Genomic DNA, 5,045 nt, shown 5'->3' with positions numbered 1-5,045 from the left:
CCCTCCAGGGACGCGACCCGCTCCTCCAGCACCGCGACCGTCGGGTTCGCGATGCGGCTGTAGATCAGCCCGTACTTCTGCAGCGCGAACAGGCTCGCGGCGTCCGTGGTGTCCTCGAAGACGAAGCTCGTGGACTGGTAGATCGGCACCGCACGGGCTCCGGTGGCCGGGTCGGGGACGTGCCCGGCGTGCACCGCGCGGGTGCGGAACCCCCAGGTGCGGTCGCGGGCCGGCTCGGGACGGTCGGTCATGGACACCATCCTGCCCCGGGCCGGCCCGCCATCGCTCAGGCCGTCACCCGCGTGGTGACCACCCGCGTCGGGTTGCGGAACAGGTCGAGCACCGGGCAGTGCTCGTCGACGACACGCTGCAGCTCGTCGTAACGCTCCTGCTCGGCGGGTCCGGTCAGCGTCACGGCGACCCTGACCTCCCCGAACCCGGGCCGGACCGCCTCGTCGAACCCGAAGAAGCCACGGACGTCCAGGTCGCCGTCCACCTCGAAGGCGAGCCCGTCGAGCGGGATGCCGAGCTTGTCGGCCCAGAACCGGTAGGTGACGACCTGGCAGGACAGCAGCGCGGCGAGCGCGTGCTCCACCGGGTTGGCGGCCGCGTCCTCACCGCCGAGCACGGGCGGCTCGTCGATCAGGAGGTCGTGGCGGCCGAGGCGGACGTGGGTGCGCACGCCCTCGCCCCCGATGCCGGTGGCGTGGAAGACGGCGTGGGCCTGGTCGGGGTCGTCGGCCACGGCGGCGGCGGTGGCGTCGATCAGCGGGCGCAGCGAGGCCCGGGTGGGTGCGGACATGCGGATGCTCCGGAGGGGGTGAGATGAAGTGTCAGGGACGGAGCGAGCCCGGGCACGCCGCAGAGCAGACCACCGCGTGATCGACGTGGCGCCGGCGCACCAGCGGCACGAGGAACACGGTGATCGGCACGCCTCCGTGTCTACCCGACGGGCGGCCGACCGTCCAGATGCGCGCCTGGATGAGCGTCCAGATGAGCACGGAAGAACGCCACGATCCGCCGGTGCGCGTCGCGGGCGCTCGGCTCGTGGTACTCGGCGTGGATCGGCAGCATCCGGCCCAGCCTGCCCATCAACCCGGGCGTGCGGGTCATGAACGAATGCCCCGCCTCGGGATAGGTGACGACGTCGTGCGGGGCGCCGAGCCGCTCCAGGCTCTCCACGAGGTGCTCGGGGTAGCCGCGGTTGGTCTCGGCGTCGCGGCCGCCGAAGCTCGCCACCACCGGGCACGCGTTCGTGAGGTCGCGGGTGCGGCCGTAGAACGGTGCACTCACCTTGTACAGGCCGGTCTCGGCGAGCAGCAGCGCGAACCCCCCACCGAGGCAGAACCCGACCGTCCCGATCCGGGTGCCGTCCACCTCCGGGCGGGCGGCCAGCCACCGGCGGGCCGACTCCAGGTCGTCGAGCTCCGGCCCGCTGCCCGTCGCCATCGTGCGCAGCGCCCTCGCCACGCACAACACCTTCGTGCCGCGGGCGAGGAAGTCCGGGATCAGCACCGGCCAGCCCTCCTGCGCGAGCTCGCGCGCAACGCGACCCATCTCGTCGTTCAGGCCGAAGATCTCGTAGACCATGAGCAGGGCCGGACGCGGCCCGTCCGCGTCCGGGAGGGTGAGCAGGCCGGGCAGCGACCGGCCGTCCACGGTGGGGAAGGCGATCTCGGTCTGGGTGACGGTCACGAGGCCCGCCCCTGCCCCGCCCGGGGCAGCCGGACCAGCCCCTCCTGCACGGTCGTGGCGATGTGTCGGCCGTCGCGGGTGGTGAACCGCCCTTGCGCCAACCCCCGCGAGCCGGACGCCGTGGGCGAGTAGCACTCGTAGAGGAACCAGTCGTCGGCCCGGAACGGGCGATGGAACCACATCGCATGGTCCAGGCTCGCCATCTGCACCCCTGCCACGTCGACGTCGTGGCGGGCGAGCACCGAGCCGAGCAGCGTGAGGTCGCTCGCGAAGGTGAGCAGGCAGACGTGCAGCAGCGGGTCGTCGGGCAGCGTGCCGTCCGCACGCATCCACACCCGCACCGGGCCGTCCGTCGGGGTGCGGTCGGGCGACCACATCGGCTCGCCGACGTAGCGGATGTCGAGCGGCCGGGGGATCGAGTCCCAGAACCCGCCGCTGCGGCCGGCGGCGACCCGGCTCGCGAAGTCCGGCAGCGACCCGGGATCCGGCACATCCACCGGGCCCGGCTCGCTGTGCTCCAACCCCTCCTGCGCGAGCTGGAACGACGCCGACAGCGAGAAGATCGGCTCGCCCCGCTGGATCGCGAGCACCCGCCGCGTGGTGAACGAGCGCCCGTCGCGCACCCGCTCCGTCTCGTAGACGATCGGGATCTGCGGATCGCCGGGCCTGATGAAGTAGGCGTGCAGCGAGTGCACCGGGCGTTCCGGCGGCACCGTGCGGCCCGCTGCCACCAGCGCCTGCCCCGCGACCTGCCCGCCGAACACCCGGGTGGGGCTGTGCGGCGGGCTCACCCCGCGGAACAGGTTGACCTCCAGCTGCTCCAGGTCGAGCAGCTCCACCAGCCCGTCCAGCACCGACTGCCCGCCCAGCGGGCTCTCCGTCGCCGTCACGGACGGCATCGTGCCAGGCATCACGCCCTAGGCGTGGTCCTCCTCGCCGAGCCGGTGCACGCGGATCAGGTTCGTCGAGCCCACGCTGTTGGGTGGCGAACCCGCGACGATCACGACGAGGTCGCCCGGCTGGAAGCGTTCGATCGAGAGCATCGACTGGTCGACCTGGCGGACCATCGCGTCCGTCGAGTCCACCGACGGCACCAGGAAGGTCTCCACACCCCACGTCATCGCCAGCTGGCTGCGCACCTCCGGCGCGGGCGTGAACGCGAGCAGCGGCAGCCGGGTGTGCAGCCGCGCCAGGCGGCGGACGGTGTCGCCGGACTGGGTGAACGCCACGATCGCCCGGGCGGACAGGCGCTCACCGATGTCGCGGGCGGCGTAGGACAGGACGCCGCGCTTCGTGCGCGGGAGGTGGTTCAGCGGCGGCACCGACACCCCGGGGCCCGCCTCGACGGCCTCGATGATCTGCGCCATCGTCCGGACCGTCTTGATCGGGAAGCGGCCGACGCTCGTCTCGCCCGACAGCATCAGCGCGTCCGCGCCGTCCAGCACCGCGTTCGCGACGTCCGAGGCCTCCGCGCGCGTGGGCCGCGAGATCGTGATCATCGAGTCCAGCATCTGCGTGGCCACGATGACCGGCTTGGCGTTCTCCCGCGCGATCTGGATCGCCCGCTTCTGGACGAGCGGCACGTGCTCCAGCGGCAGCTCCACGCCGAGGTCGCCACGCGCCACCATGATCCCGTCGAAGGCGAGCACGACGGCCTCGAGGTTGTCGACCGCCTCGGGCTTCTCGAGCTTCGCGATCACCGGCAACCGGCCGCCGCCGTGCGAGTCCATGATCTTGTGGACCTGGTCGATGTCGGCAGGGCTGCGGACGAACGACAGCGCCACCACGTCCACCCGCAGATCCAGGGCGAACGTCAGGTCCGAGCAGTCCTTGTCCGAGAGCGCTGGCACCGACACGTTCATCCCGGGAAGCGACAGGCCCTTGTTGTCGCTCACCGGGCCGCCCTCGGTGACCCGGCACACCACGTCCAGGCCGTCCACCGCCGTGACCCGCAGGCCCACCTTGCCGTCGTCCACCAGCAGCCGGTCCCCGACGCGGGCGTCCCCGGCGAGGCCGTGGTAGGTCGTCGACACCCGGTCGTGCGTCCCCGTCACGTCGTCGACGGTGATCCGCACCTCCTCGCCGGTGCGCCACTCGACCGGACCGGCCGCGAAGCGCCCGAGGCGGATCTTCGGGCCCTGCAGGTCGGCGAGGATGCCGACGGCACGACCCTCCGCGTCCGAGGAGCGGCGGATCATCTCGTAGACCCGCTTGTGGTCTTCGCGGTTGCCGTGGCTGAAGTTGAGCCGCGCCACGTCCATACCCGTCGCGACCAGCTCGCGGATCCTGTCCGGCGACGCGGTGGCCGGACCGATGGTACAGACGATCTTGGTTCGACGGCTCACGCCGCCCAGCGTAGACCCCGGTACTGGAACGATCAGGGTCGGCTGTCGGACGGCCCGACGTGGTCGTCCAGCCAGTCCGTGAGCGGCCTCGCCACCCGCCACGCACCCACTACCCGGTCCCGTGCGCCCTGCTCGTGCAGGACGTCGTCAGGGGGCCAGGAGCGCCAGGCGTAGAGGCCCTTGTAGCGCATCAGGTCCAGCCGCGGATGGTCCGCGGCGACGCCCCGCGGACGGCTCCGGAGCTGCTCGCCCGCGATCTGCGACCCCGCGGCCTCGATCGCCGCCAGCCGGGCGACCAGGTCCTCGCCGCGGCGCCCGTCGTCCACCGCCGCGCGGAAGCGGGTCACCTGGTCGGGGGCCATCCGGTAGTAGCCGCCGCCCGCCATCAGCCCGTCCGCGGACACCTGCACGTAGAACCCGCCCGCCGTCGCGCCGCAGGCCGTCTTGTACGGGGTCTTGTCCTTCGAGAACCGGACGTCGCGGTACGGCCGGAAGACCTTCCCGCCGCCGAACTCCGCCGCCACGTCCGCCAGCAGCTCCAGCATCGGGGTGCGGACGTGCTCCTCGTAGACGTGGCGGCGGTCGGTCCAGTAGGCCTTCGAGTTGTCCGCCAGCAGGCCGTCGTAGAACTCGACCGCGTCCTCGCCGAAGCCGGTGAACGTCACCGGACCGCGTCGGACGACGAGGCGGGGGCGGGTGCGACCTCGCCGTCACGGTCGGTGGGACGGTCGTCCCGGTCCTGCGCGGTGTCGGTGTCGCTGCCGTCGCCGGTGGTGTGGGTGACCTGGGTATCCGCTGTGTCCTGGGCGTCGGCTGTGTCCTGGGTGTCGGCTGTGTCCTGGGCGTCCGCCGTGTCCTGGGCGTCCGCCGTGTCCTGGTCCTGCGCGTCCGCTGTGTCCTGGGTGTCCGCCGTGTCTTGCGCGTCGGCTGTGTCCTGGGTGTCCGCCGTGTCCTGCGCGTCCGCCGTGTCCTGGGTGTCCGCCGTGTCCTGCGCGTCCGCCGTGT

Annotated in this window: 7 protein-coding genes; all 7 read right to left on the bottom strand. The window is 72.5% G+C overall.

What is annotated here, in order from left to right:
- On the bottom strand, nucleotides 1–251 hold a 251-nt coding region (locus tag AB7J25_RS30115), incomplete at its 3' end, for a PLP-dependent transferase (protein ID WP_428514692.1).
- A gap of 35 nt (nucleotides 252–286) precedes the next feature.
- The gene (locus AB7J25_RS30110) at nucleotides 287–802 is read right to left on the bottom strand and encodes an OsmC family protein (protein WP_428514690.1); all 516 of its coding nucleotides are present in this window, start codon (nucleotides 800–802) and stop codon (nucleotides 287–289) included.
- Nucleotides 803–942: 140 nt separating this feature from the next.
- A complete protein-coding gene (locus AB7J25_RS30105) occupies nucleotides 943–1,695 on the bottom strand; it encodes a dienelactone hydrolase family protein (protein ID WP_428514689.1) in 753 nt (250 codons plus the stop codon).
- On the bottom strand, nucleotides 1,692–2,594 hold the full coding sequence (locus AB7J25_RS30100; RefSeq protein WP_428514687.1) for an acyl-CoA thioesterase: 903 nt from the start codon (nucleotides 2,592–2,594) through the stop codon (nucleotides 1,692–1,694). The genes AB7J25_RS30105 and AB7J25_RS30100 overlap by 4 nt, the downstream gene beginning before the upstream one ends.
- 18 nt (nucleotides 2,595–2,612) lie before the next feature.
- A complete protein-coding gene (pyk, locus tag AB7J25_RS30095; protein WP_428514685.1) occupies nucleotides 2,613–4,040 on the bottom strand; it encodes a pyruvate kinase in 1,428 nt (475 codons plus the stop codon).
- Between the two features lie 32 nt (nucleotides 4,041–4,072).
- Nucleotides 4,073–4,705, bottom strand: a complete 633-nt coding sequence (locus AB7J25_RS30090) for a DUF2461 domain-containing protein (protein WP_428514683.1) — start codon at nucleotides 4,703–4,705, stop codon at nucleotides 4,073–4,075.
- On the bottom strand, nucleotides 4,702–5,045 hold a 344-nt coding region (locus AB7J25_RS30085; RefSeq protein WP_428514681.1), incomplete at its 5' end, for a hypothetical protein. The genes AB7J25_RS30085 and AB7J25_RS30090, both read right to left, overlap by 4 nt.

The organism is Pseudonocardia sp., assembly GCF_050246655.1.
Lineage (GTDB): Bacteria > Actinomycetota > Actinomycetes > Mycobacteriales > Pseudonocardiaceae > Pseudonocardia.
Note: the sequence above shows the minus strand (reverse complement) of the source record. Positions and strands in the feature narration are given on the sequence as shown.

Excerpts from the sequence above, each read along its gene's own strand:
- AB7J25_RS30110 (WP_428514690.1), bottom strand. The coding sequence starts at position 802 with ATGTCCGCACCCACCCGGGCCTCGCTGCGCCCGCTGATCGACGCCACC.
- AB7J25_RS30100 (WP_428514687.1), bottom strand. The coding sequence starts at position 2,594 with ATGCCGTCCGTGACGGCGACGGAGAGCCCGCTGGGCGGGCAGTCGGTG.